We start from the raw sequence: 19,575 nt of genomic DNA, 5'->3' as shown, positions 1-19,575 counted from the left end.
GGAGATGCCGGGATCGGTGCAGTGCGAGTGGACTCAGCCCACAGCCAGGTCAGCCCTTGACGACGATGCTCACGATCTTCGGGGCGCGGACGACGACCTTCACGATCTCCTTGTCGCCGATCGCGCGGATCACGCGCTCATCGGCGCGAGCGAGCTTCTCGAGCTCCTCGGCGCCGATCTTGGCCGATACCTCGAGCTGAGCGCGGACCTTGCCACCCACCTGGACGACAGCGGTGATGGAGTCCTCCACGAGCAGCGAAGGGTCGGCGGAGCGCCACTGGACGAGGCCGACGGACGGTTCGTGACCGAGCACCTCCCACATCTCCTCCGCGGTGTGCGGTGCGATGAGATCGAGCATGACGGCGATGGTCTCCACAGCCTCGCGCACGGCCGGGTCGGCGGCGCCTGCCCCGGAGTCGATGGTCTTGCGGGTGAGGTTCACCAGCTCCATCAGACGTGCGACGAGGACGTTGAACTTCGTCTGCTCGACCAGCGCAGGGGCATCGGCCAGCAGGCGGTGGGTGCCGCGGCGCAGAGCGGCGTCACCACCGGCGAAGATGACGTCGACGGGGCTGGCGACATCGTGCGCGGCGCGCAACGCGCGGGCGAGGAACTTCTGCGCTCCGGTGGTGGACACATCGGCCCAGTCCTTGTCGTCCTCCACGGGGCCGGCGAACGCGAGTCCGACGCGCAGTGCATCGGCGCCGTGCGCGTCGAGTTCCTCCTGGAACAGCACGAGGTTGCCCTTGGACTTCGACATCTTCGCGCCGTCCAGAATCACCATGCCCTGGTTGATCAGGCTGGAGAACGGCTCGGTGAAGTCGATCAAGCCCATGTCGAAGAGGACCTTGGTGATGAAACGCGCGTACAGCAGGTGCAGGATCGCGTGCTCGACGCCACCGATGTAGCTGGCGACGGGGGCCCAGCGGTCGGCCTGCGCCGGCTCGAATGCAACCTGCTCGTTGCCGGGCGACAGGAACCGCAGGAAGTACCACGAGCTGTCCACGAAGGTGTCCATCGTGTCCGGATCGCGCAGCACGGGGTCGCCAGTGGCGGGGTCGGTCGTGCGCACCCAGCTTTCGGCAGCGCCCAGCGGCGAGGCGCCCTTCGGCGACAGGTCGAGGCCTTCGATGCTGGGCAGCTTCACCGGCAGCTGCTCCTCGGGCACCGGGATGATCCGGCCGTCCTCGGCGTGCAGCATGGGGATGGGCGTGCCCCAGAAGCGCTGGCGCGAGATCAGCCAGTCTCGCAGGCGGTAGTTCTTCGCCGCGCGGCCGGTGCCGGCCGCCTCGAGCTTCTCGATCGTGCGGGCGATCGCCGTGCGCTTGGACATCCCGTTCAGCTCGCCGGAGTTGATCAGGCGGCCCTCGCCGGTCAGCGCCACGCCGGTGACCGACGGGTGCTGGTCGTCGAGGCTCGGCAGCGTGTCGATCGGAACACCGTCCTCGTCGACCTCGATGATCGGCATCGCCCCGGTGACCGGGGCCGTCGTGTCGACGACGACCTTGATCGGCAGATCGAAGGCACGTGCGAAGTCGAGGTCGCGCTGGTCGTGCGCGGGGACGGCCATGACGGCACCGTGACCGTAATCGGCCAGCACGTAGTCGGCGGCCCAGATCGGCAGCTTCTCGCCGTTGACCGGGTTGACCGCGTAGCGCTCCAGGAAGACACCGGTCTTCGGGCGATCGGTCGCCTGGCGGTCGATGTCCGTGGTCTTCTGCACGTCGGCCAGGTACACCGCAAAGCGCGCGCGCACGTCCTCCGGTGCACCGGCGGCCAGCTCCGACGCCAGATCGGAGTCCGGGGCGACCACGAAGAACGTCGCCCCGTGCAGGGTGTCAGGGCGCGTCGAGAAGACCGTCACCGGCTCGTCGCGTCCCTCGATCAGGAAGTCGATGTCAGCGCCGACCGAACGGCCGATCCAATTGCGCTGCATCTGCAGCACCTTGTGCGGCCAGAAGCCCTCGAGCTGGTTCAGGTCGTCCAGCAGACGGTCGGCGTAGTCGGTGATCTTGAAATACCACTGCGTGAGCTTCTTCTTCACGACCTCGGCACCGCACCGCTCGCAACGCCCGTCGACGACCTGCTCGTTCGCCAGCACGGTCTGGTCGTTCGGACACCAGTTCACCGGGCTCTTCTTGCGGTACGCGAGCCCGCGCTCGTGCAGCTTCAGGAACAGCCACTGGTTCCAGCGGTAATAATCCGGGTCGGAGGTGTGCAGCACGCGCGTCCAGTCGAAGGAGACGCCGTACTGCTCGAAGCCGGCCTTCTGCTGCGCGATGTTCTTGTACGTCCACTCGCGCGGGTCGGCACCGCGACGGATCGCGGCGTTCTCGGCCGGCAGTCCGAACGAGTCCCACCCGATCGGGTTCAGGACGTTGTGACCGCGGTGACGCCAGAAGCGCGCGACGATGTCGGAGTAGAGGTAGTTCTCGGCATGCCCCATGTGCAGGTCGCCGGAGGGGTACGGGAACATCGCCAGCACGTACTTGCGCGGTCGCGTGTCATCGGATCCGCCCGCGAGGAAGGTCTCGTTCTCGGCCCAGTACTTCTGCCATTTCACCTGCAGGGCGTGCGGCGACGGCAGAGCGGATGCTTCTTCAAACGTGTTCTCGGACAAGAGCGAACGGCCAATCTGGAAAGCAGGGGAACGCGGAGATCGCGAAGTTCCAGGTTATCGGATCATTCCGCGAGCCAGGCGTCCGGCAGCTGCGCACCGAGGGCCCTCAGCGGAGCCCTCGCCTTGATCGCGACCTCGGCGACCTCGGCATCCGCCACGGAGCCCCAGGTGATGCCCCCACCGGCTCCGACGTGGGCGCCCCGCTCGTCGATCAGGATGCTGCGGATCACCATCGCCAGATCGATCGCGCCGTCCAAGCCGATGTATCCGAAGCATCCGCTGTACACGCCCCGCGACCCCTGCTCCAGACGGTGCAGGATCGTCATCGCCGACAGCTTCGGGGCTCCGGTCATGCTTCCGGCAGGGAAGGCCGCGGCGAACAGATCGGCGACGCTTGTCGATCGCGCAGGCGCCCCGCTCACCGTGCTCACGAGCTGGTGCACGGCCGGGTAGCTCTCCACCTCCCACAGACCGTCGACGCGGATCGATCCCGGGGTGCAGACCTGCGACAGGTCGTTGCGCATGAGGTCGACGATCATGACGTTCTCGGCCCGCTCCTTGACGCTCTCGACGAGGGCGACGGCGAGGGCGGCATCCTCGACGGGGTCGGAGGAGCGCGGCCGCGTTCCCTTGATCGGACGCGTGACGATGCGGCCGCGGTCGGTGAAGAGGAACTGCTCCGGGCTGGCGCTGAGCAGCGCACGCCCACCGATCCGGATGAATCCGCCGTGGTGCGCCGGCGTCGCGTGCCGCAGCCGCAGGTACGCCTGGACGGGATCGTGCGCACCCGGGACGTCGAATCGCGTCGTGAGGCACAGCTGATACGCCTCGCCGGCGCGGATCGCCTCACGGCAGCGTTCGATGAGCGCCGCGTATTCGCCGGGTGCGTGCCTGCCACGCGCGACCGACGGCACCGCGTCCGCCGCGACGACGGGTTCGTATGCCGCGGTGCACCGCCCTGCGACCTCGAACGCCCAGGCATCGAGTTCGTCCTCGGCAGCCAGCGCCCAGAGCACTCCGGAGGCGTGATCGAACGCGACGGCGCGGCGCACCCGGAGCCACGCACCGCTCGCGCGATCGTGGTCGGCGACAGGTGCACCGGCCGCCGCGGCGCCTGATTCGTAGTCGTTCCAGCCGACCCAGCCGCCGGCGAACGGCGGACGCGCGCTGTCGCGGGGCGGCACGTCGTCGATGCGGACGGCGCCGGGTGCCTCGGCATCCGACTCCACCTCGCCGGACCCGACGATGCTCCAGCCGTCGCGCGCTGCGGAACCGGCGTCCAGCCAGAAGACGGACTCCTGCTCGACCTGCTCGCTCAGGAACAGCTGCTCCGGCGCTGCGGTCACCGAAAGAGCTCTGGCGCGGAGGGCGGAGATGTGCGGCACGCTCCCAGCGTACGACCGCGCGGCGCGGCGTATCCTCGTCAGCGTGGACGACTTCCTGCTGTGGCTGCTCGATGCCGTGCAGTCGGTCGACCCGATCGCACGCACGCTGATCGCCGGCGTCGCGGTGCTGCTGGAGACGAGCATCCTCATCGGACTCATCGTCCCGGGCGACACGATCGTGATCATCGCCGCGATGGGCGTCGCCAGCCCCGCCGAGGGGCTCGCGCTGGGCGTCGCCGTGGTCATCGGCGCGCTCATCGGCGAGAGCATCGGATTCGCCCTCGGCCGGTGGCTCGGGCCGCACATCCGGCACTCCTGGCTCGGCCGGCGCATCGGCGAGGCGCACTGGACGCGCGCTGAAATCTACCTGCGGCGGCGGGGCGGTCTCGCGATCTTCCTGTCGCGCTTCCTACCGGTACTCCACTCGCTCGTGCCGTTGACCGTCGGCATGAGCGGCTACTCGTACCGCCGATTCCTGGCGTGGACGGCGCCGGCATGCATCCTCTGGGCGGCCGCCTACGTGAGCGTCACGTCGCTGGCGGCAGGCAGCTTCCGTGAGCTCGTGGATCAGGTGCATTTCGCGGGGTACATCTTCGTCGGCGTGATCGTCGTCTTCCTGGTCGTGCTTCTGCTCGGTAAGAAGGCCCTCAGCGCCTGGGAGAGCCGGCACATGCACGAACACCCGGACGAGCAGATTTCTGCGAGCGAGAGCGAGGGCACCGGCCCGGGCATGAAAGACTGATCGGGATGCCCGATCAGCCCGCCCCTCCGGCCAGGATCCACTGGTTCGCCCGTCTGGAGCACCGTCTCCACGTGTGGCGCGAGGGTCGTGCCCGCAGGCGCGGACGCACGGCGACGATCCTGCCGTTCCCCGGGTACGGCGGCGCCGGCTGGGTCCGCGTGGTCGGCCGCGTGCTGATCGTGCCGCCGCAGCGCCAGGATGAGAACGGCGAATACGCGAGCATCCGCGGCTGGCGCAGCTTCGTCGGGATCCCTGTCGGGTTCGCGAACGTCGAGGTCACGATCGGCGGCAGGACACAGGTCGTCCCTGCCGATCGCGGTGGCGTCGTCGACACCGTCATCAAGGCGGACCTCGAACCAGGCTGGCAGTCCATCGAAATGTCCGTGGAGGGCCAGCCCTCCGTCGAGGGCACCGTCTTCATCGTGGATGAGAACGTCGACTTCGGCGTCGTGTGCGACGTGGACGACACCGTCATGGTCACGGCGCTCCCCCGCCCTTTCGTGGCGGCGTGGAACTCGTTCGTCGTCGACGAGCATGCGAGGCTCCCTGTGCCGGGGATGGCCGTGCTGCTGGAGCAGATCATGCGTCAGCATCCAGGGTGCCCGATGATCTATCTGTCCACCGGCGCGTGGAACATCGCGCCGACCCTCAGCCGCTTCCTCACCCGTCATCTCTTCCCTGCGGGATCCATGCTGCTCACGGACTGGGGTCCGACGCACGACCGCTGGTTCCGCAGCGGCCGCGACCACAAGCTGACCAACCTTCGTCGGCTGGCGGCCGAGTTCCCGCACGTGCGGTGGCTGCTGATCGGGGATGACGGACAGCACGACGAGTCCATCTACACCGCGTTCCAGGACGAGCATCCGGAGTCCGTCGCCGGAGTCGCGATCCGCCAGCTCTCCACGACCGAGGCCATGCTGGCCGGAGGGCGGGCCCCGTCCGATGATCACTCCGGGGATGCCGCGCCATGGGTCACCGCCTCGGACGGCGCAGGGCTGCGCGAGCGCCTCAGCGATGCGGGGATCCTGCGCTGATGGGCATCGCGGCGCTCAGCTCGGCCGAGTGGCGCGCACGCGAGCAGGCGCACCGGGAGCGGGCCGATGCGCTCACCGCTGATCATCGCGAGCGCGCGGTGCGGGGCGAGAAGCACCCCGTGCAGGATTTCCTGTTCACGTACTACAGCTACAAGCCGGCGCAGCTGCGACGGTGGCACCCCGGGGCGGGCGTCGTCCTCGAAGACGCACCGGAGCGGCTGGCGTGGCGCTGGTACTCCCCAGGGCCGTCCGTCGATTCGGCTCGCCCTGATGCGGCGGCGTTCGCCGCGGACAAGTCAGAGCTCGCGGCGCTCGTCGAACGGATGCTGCGGCGCACCGCCTCGCGACCTGGACAGTTCGGATGCTTCGGGCTGCACGAATGGGCGATGGTCTACCGCGAGCAGGAGCACCGGCATCCCGTGCCGCTGCGGCTCGGACAGGCCGGGACGGATGCCGTGGTCGAGACGCACGATCTGCGGTGCACGCACTTCGACGCGTTCCGGTTCTTCACCCCTGAGGCCGTGCCGCGCAATCGCTCGCCGCTCACGCGCGAGAGCCAGCCCGCGCTCGAGCAGCCGGGCTGCCTGCATGCCGGCATGGATGTGTACAAGTGGGCGATGAAGCTCGGCCCTCTCGTGGCCGGTGAGCTTCTGCTGGACTGCTTCGAACTCGCGCGGGACATCCGTGAGCTCGACATGCAGGCCGCCCCGTACGACCTCTCCGAGTGGGGTGTCGTACCGGTTCCGATCGAGACGGCGGAAGGCAAGTCCGAGTACGTGCGTCGTCAGCGCGGCTTCGCCGAACGAGGCAATGCGCTGCGGGAGCGCATCCTGGAATCCTGGCTGGGCACAGCCGCCTGAACTGCGCGCCGGGCGCGTTCTCAGTCGCGCAGCGCCTCGTCGATCCGCTCGGGTGAGCCGTCGATGCCGTTGCCGAAGCGGATCGTCCGGCCGATCGTCGCCGGCTCGACGAGCGTCTGCGCGATGACCGCGGCGACGTCGGCCCTGGCGACGCCTGCACGGCCCGACTCGTCGAGCTGGATCCGTCCCGTCGGCTCGTCGAACGTGAGCGTTCCGGGGCCCAGGATCGTCCAGTCCAGACCGGTGCCGGCGAGGTGCGCGTCCGCCTGCCATTTCGCGTCCGCATATGCGAAGAAGCTGTTCTCCTGGTCGACGCCGTGATCCGCCCTGGAGCCTGTCCACGAGACCATCACGTAACGACGGACGCCCGTGCCCTCCGCGGCATCCATGGTCCGGATGGCCGCGTCCCTGTCGACGGCGTACGTCCGTCGTGCGTCGCCGCCGCCGGCTCCAGCCGACCAGACGATCGCGTCGTGGCCCGAGACGAGCTCGGCGACGGCACCGGCATCCTCGTTCTCGATGTCGGCGACGACCGGTGTCGCCCCCGTCGCGGCGACCTCATCGGCGTGCGCCGGATTCCGTATCACCGCGGTGATCTCGTCGCCCCGGGCGACCAGCAGCGGAGCGAGCAGAAGAGCGATGCGACCGTGGCCGCCGAACACGATGATGCGCGACATGTTTCCTCCGTGGCTCAGTAGGAATTCAGTCTGCCAGCTGCGAGGTGTCGATCACATAGGCCTGCGGATGCGAGGGCAGGTAGCGCACGACCACGTCCGGCCCCGGGATCCAGGCGTCGCGATCCGGGTACGCAGACGGAGTGAAGAAGTCGTGCGGCAGCGTGTAGGTCTCACCGGTCGCCGTGGTGAAGGTCACCCAGTCGCCGTCCAACGTGGCGACGGCCGGCTGCCCGTTGTCGTGGATGTACGACGACGTGACCGGAACCCCGATGAGTCCGAGGATCGCCAGCACGATGCTGACCGCCATCACCGCGGTCAGGACCCGGAAGAAGAGTCGTTGCAGATGAGCGAAGACGGTGCGTCCTGCGCCGGCGGAATCGGGCTCCGGGAGCCCTTCGCGGTCGCGGATCACGGACAGCTGCGAGCGGCTGCCGATCTTGCGGAAGGACTGCGCGAACAGCCCCATGAAGGAGAACCCGGCGATGAACACCATCGCGTACCCGTGCGTCACGGGGAAGTTCGCCAGCCAGACGATCGTGTCCATGATGTTCATCGGCCGACCTCCTGCTCGATCGTGAGGGCGACGGTGTGCGGATCCTCGCGCAGGTAGCGAGCCCAGACGGGCGATCCGACCTGGAGGCGCGAGATCGCCTCCGGGTAGACGAAGACCGTGGTGTCGGCCTCCCAGCCGGACTGCCCTTCCGGCGTGATCAGCAGCCGGACTGCCAGTTCGCTCTGTCCTTCGCGCCGCGTTCCGGTCGGGCGGACGGACAGGACGGATGCCGGTGCCTGCAGGCCGTGCCGCCGCGCGCGCACCTGGCGCGGGTCGATCAGGCCGCGGGCGACCCGCCAATCCAGCATCGCCTCGCGCACCTGCGGGTCGTTGATGTCGGCCAATTCGACCGTGTCGTGGTCCGTGGTGCTGTAGCGGACGGGCAGCGGTGAGCCGGGCTGCATCGCGAGCAGATCCGAGTGCGGCACGAGCATCCGCATCCGACTGATGAATTCGCCGCCGTCCGCCGGCGCGATGCGCAGGTAGATGTCGTACTGCGGGACGTCGTTGATGGTCAGGCCCGTGCGGGAGGTCTCGACGATCCGCCCCACCCCGATCGCCGTCTCGCCGCGCGGCTTCGAACGGCGACCGGTACCGGGCGCGAGCCCGCCGAGGGTGAGGATGATCCCCCACGCGACGCCGATCATGATGGGCGCCGTCAACCCGTCGCCGCTGTAGAAGGGGAGGATCGACGAGCTCTGATCGACACCGAACAGGCCCTCGCCGACCCAGATCAGAAGCCAGGCCGAGAGCAGGACCCACACGATGAGAACGATGATCCGAAACACGGATCCAGGCTAGCGGGACCGGTCCCTACCGATCACAATCGCGGGTCGTTCTCCCTACACGGCGACGCTGGCGTCGGTCGCGGCCAGCGCGCGCTGGACGCCCTTGGCGGCCGTCCTTCCCGCACGGTTGGCCCCGATCGTGCTCGCCGACGGGCCGTAGCCGACCAGTTGGATGCGCGGGTCCGCGACCGCCGTCGTGCCGCGGCCACCTCGATCCAGCTGGATGCCGCCGGCGGCGCTGCGCAGATGCAACGGGGCGAGGTGCGAGATGGCCGGTCGGAATCCGGTCGCCCAGAGGATGGCATCCACGCGCTCGAACGAGCCATCGGCCCAGCGCACGCCATCGGGCTCGATGCGGGAGAACATCGGGCGCCGTGCGGTGTAGGCGCCCAGCCGCTCGGCCTCCCGCTCCTGCGGGCGCAGCATGAGACCGGTGACGCTCACGACGCTCTGCGGAGGCAGCCCCTGCGCGACGCGCTGCTCGACGAGCGCGACGGCGGCCGCGCCCGCCTCCGGTGTGAAATCATCGGTGCGCCAGATCGGTTCGCGACGCGTCACCCAGAGCGTGTCGGTGATCGGCGCCAGTGCGCCGAGGAACTGCACGGCCGACGCTCCCCCGCCTACGATGAGGACGCGCTTGCTTCTGAAGTGCTCAGGACCCGGATAGTCGATCGTGTGCAGCTGTTCACCGAGGAAGGTCTCCATACCCGGGTAGTGCGGCAGGAACGGATGCCTCCAGGTTCCCGTCGCGTTCACGATCGTGCGGGTCCGCCATTCGCGGTCGCCGGCGTGGACGACGAGGATGCCGTCGTCATCCGTGACCCGGCCGACGGTGACCGGACGCTCGATCGGCAGGTCGTGCTCGCGTTCGTAGGCGGCGAAGGATGCGGGCACCGCCCGGTTGGCGCGCTGCTCATCACGGGGCGGAGGCATCGACCCCGGGAGCTCGGCGACCCCATGGACATCGCGCATCGTCAGGGCATCCCACCGGTGCTGCCAGGCTCCGCCCGGCGCGCTGTCGGCATCCAGCACGAGGTGTCGGATGCCGAGCCGCTGCAGGTGGTACGAGGCCGACAGCCCGGCTTGGCCGGCGCCGATCACGATGCTGTCGAAGATGTCCACGCTTGATGTGAACGTCGCCGGTGGTGCGGATGTTCCTCGAGCGATCGAGCGCTGCATGCCAGGATGGTCAGGATGGAGAGGCCGACATGACGAACACCGCGATGGAGCCGACCACACTGCTGCCCGGAGCCGAGATCCTGATGCGCCTGCGCCGGCTCATCATCGTCGGCATCCTGTCGGCGATCGGGAGCTGGTTCCTCATCGGCGGGAGCAAGGGCGGATGCCCTGGTGGCATCGACGCCGACGGCGGGTATCTGGATGCCGCGGGCCAGCCGACCCTCGACCAGCCGATGTGCTCGTCGCTGACGCTCCGGCCCAACGGGCTCATGCCTGTCCTGGTGGCCATCGCCGTGATCTGGGTCATCGGTCGCATCATCCGCACCGCCGCCGACGAAACCGACGCGATCCGCATGATCGACCGGACCGCCGCCATCCTGGCGATCGTGGCAGCGGCGGGCATCATCATCTCCTACGTGTGGTTCGCGCTGACGCCGCTGCCCGACCCCGGTGCGAGCTACTACGTCTTCTCGCCGTTCCCCTTCGCCACCATCGATGTGGACATCAGCCCGATGACACGGTGACGTGCGGAACACTCCCGAGATCGCGCGCGGATTCGCGCCGGATGCCGATCCTGTTGTATTCTTTTCGAGTTGCCCCGACCGGTACGGAGCAACAGATGGGCCTGTGGCGCAGCTGGTAGCGCACCTGCATGGCATGCAGGGGGTCAGGGGTTCGAGTCCCCTCAGGTCCACCAGAGAATCCCGCGAGAGATCGCGGGATTTCTTGGTTTCCGGGCGAGCTTCCGGGTGCAGATCAGTCTTTCCCCTCCGCCAGAGACGCCGCAGCTCGCGAGTTCGGCAGGACCAGGAACGCCGCGATCAGGATCGCGGCCGCGAACGCGATCACGGCGTTGACTCCGATGGCGAACTGCAGCCCCGGCAACAACGTGGCCGCGACCAGTCCAGTGGCCAGGGCAGACATGACCGGCGTGCCGAGTGCGATGCCGACCTGCTGGCTCATCGTGACGAGTCCGGTCGCAAGTCCCTGCTGCTCGGCCGGAACACCGGCGGTCGACGCGACGACATAGCCGACAATCGCCACGAGATTCGCGACGCCGCCGACGAAGGTGAGCGCCAGCACCGGCACGAGCCACGCGCGAGTTTCGCCGATGAACGCGAGCGGCACGGTCGCGAGCGCCTGCGTCGCGAGTCCTGCCACGATCGCCGTCTTGGCGCTGGTGCGCCCGATGATCTTCGGTGCGATGAGACCTCCGAGCACGGTGCCGATGCCGAGTACGCCGAGCGCGAGCCCCGCGGCGATCGCGGAGTAGCCGAGAACCTGCTGCAGGTAGAGCGTCAGCAGGAAGACCAGGGAGGTGAAGGTCCCGAACGCCAGCAGCCCCGCCGTATTGCCCCACGCGATGCTGCGCCGCCTGAGCAGGCTCGGAGCCACCAACGGCTCGCCCACCCGCGACTCGATCATGAAGAAAATGCCGAACAGCACGAACGAGGCCAGGATCGGACCCCAGGTCGTGGCCTGAGCCCAACCATGATGACCGGCGTTGTCGATGCCGAACACGAGTGCGACGAGCGCCACGGTGATCGTGATGGCGCCGGGCACGTCGAGCTTCGGTCGTGCGCCGCGGATCGGCTCGCGGAGGACGAACGGCGCGATGACGATGACCACGGCCGCGACGATCACGTTGAGGAAGAAGGCCCACCGCCACGACACGGCGCCGGTCAGCAGTCCGCCGAGCACGGCTCCGGCGGTGAAACCTGCCGCCATCAGCGCCCCGTTCAGGCCGAGCGCCCGAGAACGCGTCGGCCCCTCGGGGAACATCGTCGTCATGAGCGACAGCGCTGCGGGGGTCACCATCGCCGTGGCGATGCCCTGTCCGACCCGAGCGGCGAGAAGCACACTTGGTTCCGCAGCGAGGCCGCCGGCCAGGGACGAGACACCGAGGAGAACGATGCCGATCAGGAAGAGCCGCTTCCGTCCGAAGAGGTCGGCGACACGACCGAAGAACAGGGTGAATCCCGCCGCAGTCAGGGCGAACGCCGTCACGATCCACTGCAACGCGGACGTCGCGAATCCGAGTTCGTCGCCGATGTGCGGCAGCGCCACGTTCAGGATCGAGAAGTCGACGGCGAGAGTGAAGTTGGCCGTCAGCAGGACCGCCATGGCGACCTTCTGCGCCGCCGTGAAGCGCTCCGACTCGATGCTGTTCGCAACCGTGCGTGATGGTGAGGCGATCTGTGTTCTGCTCATGGCTCCAGATTCGTCGGGCGCGCCCCACGTAACCAGAACCTCGGATTGCATCGTCTGCGCTTGCCTACCACCGACAGGGCCAGGCTCGGCGGCGCGAGGTGCGGCACAATGACTGACATGTCTTCACAGCCGCTCGATGCCGAGGCTCCCGTCACAGAACTCGGTGAGTTCCTGCGTTCCCGGCGAGACCGCATCACGCCCGACGAAGCGGGCGTGAGCAGTTACGGCCGCCGCCGCGTCCCTGGGCTTCGCCGCGAAGAGCTCGCTCAGCTCGCCGGCGTGTCGGTGACGTATCTGACCCGGCTGGAACAGGGGCAGTCACAGAACGCCTCGGATTCGATCATCGACGCGCTCGCTCGCGCTCTGCAGCTCGACGCCGACGAGCGGGCGCACCTGTACGCGCTCGCGCATCCCGCCCCCGTTAGGCGTCCGCAGGCATCGCTGCCAGAGGTCGCGAAGCCCGGCGCGGAGCAGCTGCTGCACGCGATGGGCGACGTACCAGCGGTCCTGCTCGGCCGCTTCAACGACATCCTCGCCTGGAACCGCGCCGGCCACCGATTGCTGGCCGGCCACCTCGACGGCGACGCGCCGAGTCGCATCGACGAACGTCCCAACCAGTTGAAGCTGCTGTTCCTCGACGAGCACAATCGAGATCTGTATGTCGATTGGCAGGAGGAAGCGGCGCTGGCGGTCTCCTCCCTGCGGTACGTGGCTGCACAGTTCGCCGATGATCGGAGACTCGCCGAACTCGTCGGCGAGCTGAGCCTGAACAGTCCGGACTTCGCCGCATTCTGGGCCGGTCACGACGTCAGACTCTGCACCAGCGGTTCGAAGCGTCTCCGCCACCCCGAGGTCGGGTCGCTCCAGGTGGACTACGAGGTCCTCCACCTGCCCGAAGCCAACGGTCAGCGCATCCTCACCTACACCGCCGCCGCCCACACGGCGTCCTACGCATCCCTGCGCCTGCTCGCGTCGTGAGTCATCTGGCACCCACACCTTGCGTGACACCGGCAAAAAGGTTTCACTGGTGTCATGTTCGTCGATACCGGGACGACGCCACACGCGGCGCAACTGCTCATCGATTACGTGAACACGGTCGAATGGCAAACCGACGAGGAGACCTGGGTATCCCCCGGCGCGCTCGCGGACTGGGTCGAATCACGGACCGGTGTCGCGCCGACCGATCTCACGGACGATGACCTGATCTTGGCGCGTCGTTTCCGCGAGGGACTGCGCGAGGTACTCCTGACGCACGCCGGACACGAGCCGCGAGCGGGCGCGATCGACGAGATGAACGCGCTGCTCGCGGAGTTCCCGATGCATCTTCGCTTCGGTGAGCACGGCGACGCGACCATCACGACCGAGGGCGAGTTCTTCCTCCATCCCGTCATGGCAGCCGTCCACACGCTCAGCACCGACAGGAACTGGAACCGCGTGAAGGCGTGCTCACGGGACACCTGCAGATGGGCCTACTGGGATGCGTCGCGCAACCAGTCGGGTCGGTGGTGCACGATGGCGGGCTGCGGCAACTACGTCAAGATGCGCCGACGGAACTCACCAGAGGAAGCGGCTGCGGATGTGATCGCGTCCACGGGGCGCGCGCCTCGGATGCTGGACGTCGCCGCCATCGCCGGCGTCTCCATGAAGACCGTGTCCAACGTCGTGACCGGCACGGTCCGGGTGTCCCCCGCGACGCGGGAACGGGTCGAGGCCGCGATCGAGAAATTGGGCTACCGGCCCAATCTCGCGGCACGCGAGCTGCGGACCGGGCGGCGCGGACGCACTCCTGACGATCGCTGAGGACAGATCACCCTCACACCGATCAGCTCGGGACGCGCGCCCGAGCATCCTCCAATGCATCACGTGCAGCACGCGCATCGCTTTCCGCCGCAGCGCGCGCTTCTCGGCCGCCCGCAATAGTCTCTTCCGCCTCCTCGATGCCCGTGTGGACCCGTTCGAGCTCGGCCGCGAGTTCCGCTTCCCTCTTGCGCAGCTCATCCAGCCTCGCCGACGCGGCCTCATGCTCGCGCTCGCTGTCGCGCAGGCGCCGCTCGGCTCGCTCCGCCTGCTGTTCGGCCGAATGCACGGCCGTCTCGGCCTCCTTGCGCGCGCGGCGCTGCTTGAGCTCGTCGGGCGGTGTCTCGCGAACCGGTCGCGGCGGGACCGCGCCGGCCACGGCATCCGACACATCGATCGCATCGCCGCCGGACGGCTCCAGCGGGCGGACAAGACGACCGGATGCCACGGCGTCGGCGGCTCCGGCATCCAGCATCGCGGCGTTGAGCGTCTGCTCGACCGCCTCGGTGGTCTGCGCCGTCACGTGCGCACCGGCATGCTCGGCGAGGTCGGTCGCAGTGCGGGCGAGTTCCTTCACCAGCGTGCGGCGCTGGCGCGTCAGCGCAGTCAGCGTCTTCGCGTCCAGATCCTCCTGCGCCTCACGCAGCGACTCCCCCAGCTCCAGCGCCTGCGCGAGCTGGTCAGGGCGCTCGCGCGCGAACAGGTTGACCACCCACGCCGGCGCGAGGGGCTTGCGCAGCGCCTTCACACCGGCAGCGAGATCGCTGTCGGCGACCGCCTTGGCGCGTTCGTTCCGCGCCGAGACGAAGTCCTCCAGCGCAACGGCGTGCAGTTCGGCCGCGATGTCCTCCAGCGTCTCGGTCATCTGCCCATCCTGCTCTCGACTACTGCTGACCGGTGTAGAAACCGTAGGTCGCATCAGCGGCCTGTGCGGCGACGGCAGGATCCGCACCGGAAGCGACGTGCGCCTTCGCCCACCCGTCGGCCGCCGCCCGCGAGAACGCCCTGCCCTCGTCGGACAGCTGCCAGGCCTCTGCCTCGGTCGGATCGATCGCGCCCTCCACCGCACCGAGGTGCAGCGCCAGGCCGAGCAGCCCCTGATCCCAGCCGACGCCGGTCGCGCCAGGTCCGAACACGTCCCACATCTCGGCCGGGACATCGGCGGTGTGCGCCGCGTGCTCGAGGCGCAGGCGGGTCGTGCCCGCATCCACCTCGTTCAAAGAGACGGTGAGCCAGGTGACTCCGCCGCCGTACTCCCAGGTCGCCCGGTACTGCGCGCGGCCGTCGACGGGCGGAGCGCACGCGAGGATCTCTCCCCCGGCGTTGCCCTCGAGCTGATAGCGACCGCCCAGCCGCAGATCGCCCGAGACGGGCAGGAACCAGCGCGCGATACGATCGGCGCTCGTCACGGCATCCCACACCTCTTGGATGCCGGACGGATAGTCCTGGCTGATGCTCTGGACGTACGACGGCCCGCCCTCGACGTCTTCGGTGCGCAACTCCCGCTCGACGGCATCGAGCTGCTTCTGAATGTCGACCATGTCACTCCTCGTTTCGTTCATCGATCTGACCGGCGCGACGCCGTTGGCTGGGTCCACGCGCGAGTTCGGTGTCGAGCGCGGCCAACGGCCCGCGCCAGAAGCGCTCAAACGGCGACAGCCAGGCGCTGGCGGCTTCGACGCCAGCGGGGTCGACGGCGTACAGACGTCGGGCGCCGACCGGCCGCGCCGTGGCGAACCCGTTCTCCCGCAGCACGCGCAGGTGCTGCGAGACAGCGGGCTGACTGATGCCGAACTCGGCCGTGATCACCGAGCCGAGCTCACCCGCGGATTCCTCGCCGACTGCGAGCAGTTCGAGGATGCGCCGGCGAACCGGATCGCCGAGAACATCGAGCGCATGCATGAGACAATGGTTGCACCACGCCTTATATAAGTCAATGCTTATCTTGGGTCGGACAGCACCCGCTCTAAACTGGCGACATGCCGAGCCCTGATCCCGATCACAGCCTCCTCCGGCTCCACCGTGTTCTCCGGCCGGGTTTCGGAACCGAAGCGGCCGTCTACGGCACCATCCTCATGAGCGGGCTGATCGCGGTCTCCTCCGCACACGGCGAGACCTCAGCCGTTGTTCTCATCACGGTCGGCATCACCGTACTGGTGTTCTGGTCGGCGCACGTCTACGCCGGAACGGTCGCCCGCGTCGGCGACGAGGACGCGACAGGACAGGTGATCGACGTCGGCACGGCTCTGAGGAGGTCGCTCGGGCACTCCTTCGGGATGCTGAGTTCGGCAGCCGTACCCGGTGCTATCCTGCTCGCCGGAACGACGCGGGTGATCCCCGACGACCTCGCGAACGATCTCGCGCTGTGGTCGGGGACCGTCATCCTCGCGCTGCTCGGGTACATCGCCTTCCTCCGCCGCGGGAGTTCGCTGATCGTGCGGATCGCGGGCGCCATCGGGACCGCCTGCTTCGGCATCGTCTTCGTTATCCTGAAGGCTCTCGTGCACTGACGCACAAGACCGTCGCTCACCTCTCCCGCAGCTGCTCGGCGATCTCGGCATCCACGGTCCTGATCGTCGCCGTGTCGATATCCGGAAGCGCTGCCTCGAAGCGCGCTTGACGGCGCTTGAGCCACAGGCCCAGCACGATCAGCACGATCATGACCGAGTAGATGACGATCGACCCAGGGCTCTGCACGAGATAGAGCGGGTCGCCCTGGCTGATGGCCATCGCCTTGCGCAGCTGCTCCTCCGCCATCGGGCCGAGGATGGCACCGACGACCATCGGCGACACCGGGTATCCGTGCCGACGCATGAAGAAACCGATCACGCCGAGCAGCAGCAGCACGCCGATGTCGAAGACCGTGAAGTTGGCGGCATAGGCTCCGAGCCCCGCGAACACCAGGATGCCGGCATACAGGTACGGCCGCGGGATCCTCAGCAGCTTCGCCCACATCCCCACCAGCGGCAGATTCAGGATGATGAGCACGACGTTGCCGATGTACAGGCTCGCGATCAGCGCCCACACGAGCGCCGGCTGGCTGTCGAACAGAAGCGGCCCAGGACGGATGCCGTAGGTCTGGAATGCCGAGATGATGATCGCCGCAGTCGCCGTCGTCGGCAGGCCCAGCGTCAGCAGCGGCACCAGCACGCCGGCCGCCGCAGCGTTGTTCGCCGCCTCAGGACCGGCCACGCCCTCGATCGCACCCTTGCCGAACTGCTGGCGGTACGGATTCTTCGCGAGCCGCTTCTCGGTCGCATACGACAGGAAGGTCGCGACGTCCGCACCGCCCGCGGGGATCGAGCCGATCGGGAATCCGATCGCGGTGCCGCGCAGCCACGGCTTCCATGACCGCTTCCAATCGGACTTCGACATCCAGGTCCGCCAGCTCCCCGAGACGGGGATGATCGGCAGGGTTCCGTGACGCAGCCGCGACCCGACGTAGAGCGCCTCACCGACCGCGAACAGACCGACCGCGATGATGACGACATCGATGCCGTCGCCGAGGTTCGGGATGCCGAAGGTGAACCGCGCCTGGCCGGTCAGCGTGTCGGTGCCGACGAGCCCGAGGAACAGTCCGATCGACAGCGACACGATGCCGCGGACGGGGCTGGATCCGAGCAGCGCACCCACGGTGAGGAACGCCACGATCATGAGCGCGAAATAATCCGCCGGGCCCAGCGTGACCGCGAAGTCGGCGATGAACGGCGCGAACAGCGTGAGCAGCGCCGTGGCGATCGTACCCGCCACGAACGACCCGATCGCCGCGGTGGCCAGCGCAGCGGTCGCCCGCCCCATCCTGGCCATCTTGTTGCCCTCCATCGCGGTGACGATGGAGGCTGACTCCCCCGGTGTGTTCAGCAGGATCGAGGTCGTCGATCCGCCGTACATGCCGCCGTAGTAGATGCCGGCGAACATGATGATCGCGCTCGTGACATCCAACGTATAGGTCAGCGGCAACAGCAGCGCCACCGTCATCGCCGGGCCGATACCGGGGAGTACCCCGATCGCGGTTCCCAGCAGCACGCCGATGAACGCGAACAGCAGGTATTGGGGCTGCAGCGCGGTCGCGAAGCCCTCCATGAGCAGCTGCCAGCTATCCACCGAGCACCCCTGGGAGGACAGTGCCGAACGGCGGCAGCGACAGTCCGAGGAGCGTTCCGAACAGCAGCTGCGTCAGAATGCCGAGGGCCGCGCCGATGATCAGTGCCATCCACCAGCGCGCGGCACCGAGTGCGAGGGCAGCGCCGGTGAAAAGCACGACCACCGCAGCGGGCCAGCCCAGCAGCGGGATCACGAGCATCAGCGAGGCGAACGACACGACGAGCATGAGCACCGTCTTCCACGACGTGCGGGCTTCGGTGTCGATGTCCTCCGCCTCGTCGGGCTGACCGACGTCGCCGCGCAGCACGGCGATGATCGCGCCGAGCGATGCGAGCAGCATCAGCCCGGTCACCGCGTACGGAACCACGCGCGCACCCAGGATGTTCGACGACCCCATCGGCTCGCGGATGAAACCGGTCATCACCAGTGCCACCGCGGAGAACACCGCGATCACCCCGAGGAAGACCAGCTCACCGACTCTGCGGGAACCGGGGGCGCCGACCGATGCCAGCGCCCCCGTCGTGAGGGGCTCGGTCATTCGATCAGCCCGATGGTCTTGAGCGTCTCCTGGGTAGTGGTGATGTCCTCCTCGAGGAAGGACGAGAACTCCTCACCCACCAGGAAGGCGTCCGTCCAGCCGTTCGTCTCCAGCACCTCGGCCCAGGCATCCCCGTCGTGCGTCGTCGTGACCAACTCCTCCAGCGCCGCCTTCTCCTCATCGGAGATGTCTCCCGGTGCGATCAGTCCGCGCCAGTTCGTGACGACGATGTCGATCCCCTCGTCGGTGAGCGTCGGCACATCCGGCAGGAGCGCCGCCGGCTCATCGGACGACACCGCGAGCGCCTTGAGCTCGCCGGCCTCGACCTGCTGCGCGAACTCGCCGACGCCGGAGATCCCGGCCTGCACCTGACCGCCCAGCAGCAGGGTGAGCGCCTCACCGCCACCCGAGTTCGCGATGTAGTTCAGGGTGGTCGGCACGTCGGCGGCATCGACTCCGGCTTCCGTGAGCAGCTGGCCGGCCAGGATGTGGTCGATTCCGCCGGCCGAGCCGCCGGTCACGGCCATGTCGGCCCCTTCGTCCACCCAGGCATCGACGAAGTCCTCGATTGTCTCGTACGGGCTGTCCTTGGGCACCACGACGACCAGCGGCTCCTCGGTGAGCTTCGCGATCGGCGTGGTGTCCTCGATGCGCACGTCGGAGGCATTGGTCTCGACGGCTCCGACCATGACGCTGCCGGTGACCATCAGCGTGTTCGGATCCGTCTCGGTCGCGAGCGACGCGAGTCCCACCGTGCCGCCTGCGCCGCCGATGTTGCTGACGGGCGCGGATGAGACGAGCTTGTCGGCGGTCAGCGACTGCGCGAACGCGCGCGCGGTCTGGTCCCAGCCGCCACCTGGGTCGGCCGGGGCGATCACGGCGACGCTGTCGATCGTGACCTCGCTGCCGCCGCCTCCTCCGTCGCCGCCACCGGACGGAGTCTCGCCGGAGCACGCGGCGAGCGTGAGAGCCGCCGCGCCGACGGCGGCTCCCCACACGAGTCGGGTGCGGATGCGGGTGCGGGTGTGCTGTGTCATGAACTCCTCCTCGAGTCCTCAACCCGGCGACAGTGCCGGGTGCGTATCCG

20 protein-coding genes and 1 tRNA gene are annotated in these 19,575 nt (G+C 68.4%); 8 read left to right on the top strand and 13 right to left on the bottom strand.

The genetic code is table 11. The annotated features are described in order from the left end of the window. Positions 1-49: 49 nt before the first annotated feature. Positions 50-2,620, bottom strand: a complete 2,571-nt coding sequence (gene leuS / locus AC3ANJ_RS08215; protein ID WP_488319036.1) for a leucine--tRNA ligase — start codon at positions 2,618-2,620, stop codon at positions 50-52. A 62-nt stretch (positions 2,621-2,682) separates the two neighbouring features. Next, on the bottom strand, positions 2,683-4,005 hold the full coding sequence (locus tag AC3ANJ_RS08210) for an anthranilate synthase component I family protein (RefSeq protein ID WP_488319035.1): 1,323 nt from the start codon (positions 4,003-4,005) through the stop codon (positions 2,683-2,685). Positions 4,006-4,048: 43 nt separating this feature from the next. On the opposite strand from AC3ANJ_RS08210, the gene AC3ANJ_RS08205 reads away from it, so the two are divergent. Genes AC3ANJ_RS08205 through AC3ANJ_RS08195 form a run of 3 tightly spaced genes read left to right on the top strand, consistent with a single transcriptional unit; the run spans position 4,049 to position 6,641 of the window. Continuing rightward, on the top strand, positions 4,049-4,747 hold the full coding sequence (locus AC3ANJ_RS08205) for a DedA family protein (protein ID WP_488319034.1): 699 nt from the start codon (positions 4,049-4,051) through the stop codon (positions 4,745-4,747). 5 nt (positions 4,748-4,752) lie between these two features. Further along, positions 4,753-5,781, top strand: coding sequence for an App1 family protein phosphatidate phosphatase (locus tag AC3ANJ_RS08200; protein ID WP_488319033.1), 1,029 nt, complete (start codon positions 4,753-4,755; stop codon positions 5,779-5,781). Continuing rightward, the gene (locus AC3ANJ_RS08195) at positions 5,781-6,641 is read left to right on the top strand and encodes a 3-methyladenine DNA glycosylase (RefSeq protein ID WP_488319032.1); all 861 of its coding nucleotides are present in this window, start codon (positions 5,781-5,783) and stop codon (positions 6,639-6,641) included. The genes AC3ANJ_RS08200 and AC3ANJ_RS08195 overlap by 1 nt, the downstream gene beginning before the upstream one ends. A 20-nt stretch (positions 6,642-6,661) precedes the next feature. On the opposite strand, the gene AC3ANJ_RS08190 is transcribed toward AC3ANJ_RS08195, so the two are convergent. From AC3ANJ_RS08190 to AC3ANJ_RS08175, 4 genes are read right to left on the bottom strand one after another with little or no spacing between them, the layout of a single operon-like run. Then, complete coding sequence (locus AC3ANJ_RS08190; RefSeq protein ID WP_488319031.1) at positions 6,662-7,318, bottom strand: SDR family oxidoreductase; 657 nt, start codon at positions 7,316-7,318, stop codon at positions 6,662-6,664. 25 nt (positions 7,319-7,343) lie between these two features. Then, positions 7,344-7,871, bottom strand: a complete 528-nt coding sequence (locus AC3ANJ_RS08185) for a hypothetical protein (RefSeq protein WP_406245504.1) — start codon at positions 7,869-7,871, stop codon at positions 7,344-7,346. Beyond that, positions 7,868-8,659 (bottom strand): hypothetical protein, encoded by a 792-nt coding sequence (locus AC3ANJ_RS08180; protein WP_488319030.1) that lies wholly within the window; start codon positions 8,657-8,659, stop codon positions 7,868-7,870. The genes AC3ANJ_RS08185 and AC3ANJ_RS08180 overlap by 4 nt, the downstream gene beginning before the upstream one ends. Positions 8,660-8,713: 54 nt before the next feature. Next, a complete protein-coding gene (locus AC3ANJ_RS08175) occupies positions 8,714-9,781 on the bottom strand; it encodes an NAD(P)-binding domain-containing protein (protein ID WP_488319244.1) in 1,068 nt (355 codons plus the stop codon). Between the two features lie 86 nt (positions 9,782-9,867). Here AC3ANJ_RS08175 and AC3ANJ_RS08170 point away from each other — a divergent pair, with 86 nt between their 5' ends. Continuing rightward, positions 9,868-10,362, top strand: coding sequence for a hypothetical protein (locus AC3ANJ_RS08170; RefSeq protein WP_488319029.1), 495 nt, complete (start codon positions 9,868-9,870; stop codon positions 10,360-10,362). Between the two features lie 97 nt (positions 10,363-10,459). Beyond that, positions 10,460-10,535 (top strand) — tRNA-Ala (locus tag AC3ANJ_RS08165). A gap of 59 nt (positions 10,536-10,594) precedes the next feature. Here the strand turns inward: AC3ANJ_RS08165 and AC3ANJ_RS08160 are convergent. Further along, positions 10,595-12,049 carry an MFS transporter gene (locus AC3ANJ_RS08160; protein WP_488319028.1) on the bottom strand — a complete coding sequence of 485 codons (1,455 nt, stop codon included), beginning with the start codon at positions 12,047-12,049 and terminating at the stop codon, positions 10,595-10,597. Between the two features lie 117 nt (positions 12,050-12,166). Here AC3ANJ_RS08160 and AC3ANJ_RS08155 point away from each other — a divergent pair, with 117 nt between their 5' ends. Together AC3ANJ_RS08155 and AC3ANJ_RS08150 are read left to right on the top strand one after the other, a co-directional pair. After that, positions 12,167-13,027 (top strand): helix-turn-helix transcriptional regulator, encoded by an 861-nt coding sequence (locus AC3ANJ_RS08155; RefSeq protein WP_488319027.1) that lies wholly within the window; start codon positions 12,167-12,169, stop codon positions 13,025-13,027. Between the two features lie 54 nt (positions 13,028-13,081). Next, positions 13,082-13,849, top strand: coding sequence for a CGNR zinc finger domain-containing protein (locus AC3ANJ_RS08150; protein ID WP_488319026.1), 768 nt, complete (start codon positions 13,082-13,084; stop codon positions 13,847-13,849). Between the two features lie 22 nt (positions 13,850-13,871). Here the strand turns inward: AC3ANJ_RS08150 and AC3ANJ_RS08145 are convergent, their stop codons facing one another. The 3 genes from AC3ANJ_RS08145 to AC3ANJ_RS08135 are packed head-to-tail and all read right to left on the bottom strand — an operon-like array spanning position 13,872 to position 15,748. After that, a complete protein-coding gene (locus tag AC3ANJ_RS08145) occupies positions 13,872-14,711 on the bottom strand; it encodes a transposase (RefSeq protein ID WP_488319025.1) in 840 nt (279 codons plus the stop codon). Between the two features lie 19 nt (positions 14,712-14,730). Then, positions 14,731-15,387 (bottom strand): SRPBCC domain-containing protein, encoded by a 657-nt coding sequence (locus AC3ANJ_RS08140; protein WP_488319024.1) that lies wholly within the window; start codon positions 15,385-15,387, stop codon positions 14,731-14,733. A gap of 1 nt (position 15,388) precedes the next feature. Then, the gene (locus AC3ANJ_RS08135) at positions 15,389-15,748 is read right to left on the bottom strand and encodes an ArsR/SmtB family transcription factor (protein WP_488319023.1); all 360 of its coding nucleotides are present in this window, start codon (positions 15,746-15,748) and stop codon (positions 15,389-15,391) included. 77 nt (positions 15,749-15,825) lie between these two features. Here AC3ANJ_RS08135 and AC3ANJ_RS08130 point away from each other — a divergent pair, with 77 nt between their 5' ends. Beyond that, positions 15,826-16,356 (top strand): hypothetical protein, encoded by a 531-nt coding sequence (locus AC3ANJ_RS08130; RefSeq protein ID WP_488319022.1) that lies wholly within the window; start codon positions 15,826-15,828, stop codon positions 16,354-16,356. A gap of 16 nt (positions 16,357-16,372) precedes the next feature. Here AC3ANJ_RS08130 and AC3ANJ_RS08125 read toward each other — a convergent pair whose 3' ends face one another. From AC3ANJ_RS08125 to AC3ANJ_RS08115, 3 genes are read right to left on the bottom strand one after another with little or no spacing between them, the layout of a single operon-like run. Next, entirely contained in the window at positions 16,373-17,950 is a 1,578-nt protein-coding gene (locus AC3ANJ_RS08125; RefSeq protein ID WP_488319021.1) for a tripartite tricarboxylate transporter permease, read from the bottom strand. Next, on the bottom strand, positions 17,943-18,488 hold the full coding sequence (locus AC3ANJ_RS08120; RefSeq protein WP_406245527.1) for a tripartite tricarboxylate transporter TctB family protein: 546 nt from the start codon (positions 18,486-18,488) through the stop codon (positions 17,943-17,945). The genes AC3ANJ_RS08125 and AC3ANJ_RS08120 overlap by 8 nt, the downstream gene beginning before the upstream one ends. Beyond that, positions 18,485-19,525: a Bug family tripartite tricarboxylate transporter substrate binding protein gene (locus AC3ANJ_RS08115; protein ID WP_488319020.1), complete on the bottom strand. Its 1,041-nt coding sequence runs from the start codon at positions 19,523-19,525 to the stop codon at positions 18,485-18,487. Before AC3ANJ_RS08115 ends, AC3ANJ_RS08120 begins: the two co-directional genes overlap by 4 nt. Positions 19,526-19,575: the final 50 nt, after the last annotated feature.

This window comes from Microbacterium sp. STRO-1N, from assembly GCF_057748015.1.
The sequence above is the reverse complement of the archived record's forward strand: the minus strand, read 5'-3'. Positions and strand labels throughout refer to the sequence as shown.